Source organism: Anaerovorax odorimutans (genome assembly GCF_024459955.1).
Taxonomy (GTDB): Bacteria; Bacillota; Clostridia; order Peptostreptococcales; family Anaerovoracaceae; genus Hominibacterium; species Hominibacterium odorimutans_A.
On record NZ_JANFXK010000056.1, the window covers coordinates 1 to 1,525 of the forward strand.

The 1,525-nt window shown below is 47.5% G+C and carries 2 protein-coding genes and 1 pseudogene; all 3 read right to left on the minus strand.

Annotated features, from left to right (window positions below; genetic code table 11):
- Positions 1 to 701: pseudogene (locus NE619_RS17750) on the minus strand (hypothetical protein); the annotation flags it as partial.
- 8 nt (positions 702 to 709) lie between these two features.
- A complete protein-coding gene (locus NE619_RS17755; RefSeq protein WP_256133827.1) occupies positions 710 to 1,111 on the minus strand; it encodes a hypothetical protein in 402 nt (133 codons plus the stop codon).
- A 108-nt stretch (positions 1,112 to 1,219) separates the two neighbouring features.
- Positions 1,220 to 1,348 (minus strand): hypothetical protein, encoded by a 129-nt coding sequence (locus tag NE619_RS17760; protein ID WP_256133828.1) that lies wholly within the window; start codon positions 1,346 to 1,348, stop codon positions 1,220 to 1,222.
- Between the last annotated feature and the right edge of the window lie 177 nt (positions 1,349 to 1,525).

The window sequence follows — 1,525 nt, forward strand, 5'->3', positions numbered from 1 at the left end:
CTGGTCGCCGTACCGAAAAGATTGACAAGCCCCGGCGTGTTAAACTGCGTCATATTGCGAAAGTCCTCTGCACTTAAATAGTCTTTCGTCTCCAATCCGCATCGTACCATGGCCATAAAAGCAATGCTGTTTGCCAGCATGGTGCGTACTTCTATCGTAGCGCTCTGTTCATCCAGCTCTTCAAGGAAACTTTCGCTTCGATTTGTAAGGATATCCGGCAGATAGTCCAGCAGGTTATCCGATGCGGCATTCTCCGCCGCTTTTAAGATGGTATCTGCAAGCCCGTCCGTTTTTTCTGGTACGCCAAATGTATTTGCTAACGCTTCTTCGATGGCCGCTTGGGATTCTTCTTCGGCCTCCCATAACGGCACCGGACGGACGAAATGCTTATGGCGGCTTTCCTGGGTATCGGACAAGTCAAAATAGTATTTCAGTCGCGTTGTCCCTGTACGCTTATCAAAGACTGCGATCCCCTTTGAACCTCTTTTGACCCACCGACCAAACTTACTGTTCCATTTCTCAATTTCCAGTACGGCGATGGCATCCGGTCGCTGCACGTGTACCAACAGCTGCTCATCAAAGGGCAGGCGATAATTGCGGCAGGCGGAGCGAAGAAAGTTCATCCAGCTCTCGGGATTTTGGGTAACGCTCCCTAATGCTTGTGCATAGAGGTCTTCCAGCAATTCCATTTTTCTTGCCACGTCTTCGCCTACCTTTCCGGTTCTCTATTTTTTGCTTTTATGCAGTGGTTCGCTTCGTTAAGTATCTCTTCGATCTTGTTATATCGGCCCTCTTTTAGGTGCTTTTTTATCTGCTTGGAAACACGGGAATCGGGGCCGGTAATGGCCTTTGACACCCTATTGACCAGGTCAAGGGAATGATGCTTTTGGAAGAGCTGTGCAAGTGCTGCTGCTTCTTTTGTTCCATTATGCAGTAAGCGGATTTGAAGCACGGAATTTCCGCCTAAATATACGCGTTCCGGAGGAATTTCAATGTCTACGCTCCCCAAAAGTTCGGAAAGCCTGGCCGTTGGAAATGGTATAATTGCCTGCTTCTCTTTATAGTTGATATCGACCAGCAGCATAGGCCCATCACCAGCCAAATCAAACATAGACATTTGCCCTCGTTCTTCCAAATCGCGAAGTTCTTCCAACACACGCTCACAGAGATCAGCAGTTGCTTTCTGTAAATTGTTGGTGTAGTGGCCCCAGAAATAATTTTACTTGTCCTTGCACTTCCAGGTGACAAAGAGGCCCGGCGTTTCCATATGTTCACCCAAGACAAACTCATACGCTCCCACTTGAATTGCGTTGGTAATTAAATATCCCGCGTTTGTTCTTTGTTCCATACTATCGTTCCTCCTTTTCGACCTGGTTTCGATGGCTGACCGGTATTTTGTTTTGAATCTGCTCCAAGCTTTTCTTTGCCCACTTTGGCAAGTACTCCGGCCTCACTTCCCCTTGCACGTCATACCGTTCCCATCGGCTTTCTTTTCCACTATATAAATTTTTACAAAAGACAGCGG

What these genes read in the sequence shown, in the direction of transcription:
- NE619_RS17755 (WP_256133827.1), bottom strand. Translation starts at nt 1,111, where the DNA reads ATGTTTGATTTGGCTGGTGATGGGCCTATGCTGCTGGTCGATATCAAC.
- NE619_RS17760 (WP_256133828.1), bottom strand. Translation starts at nt 1,348, where the DNA reads ATGGAACAAAGAACAAACGCGGGATATTTAATTACCAACGCAATTCAA.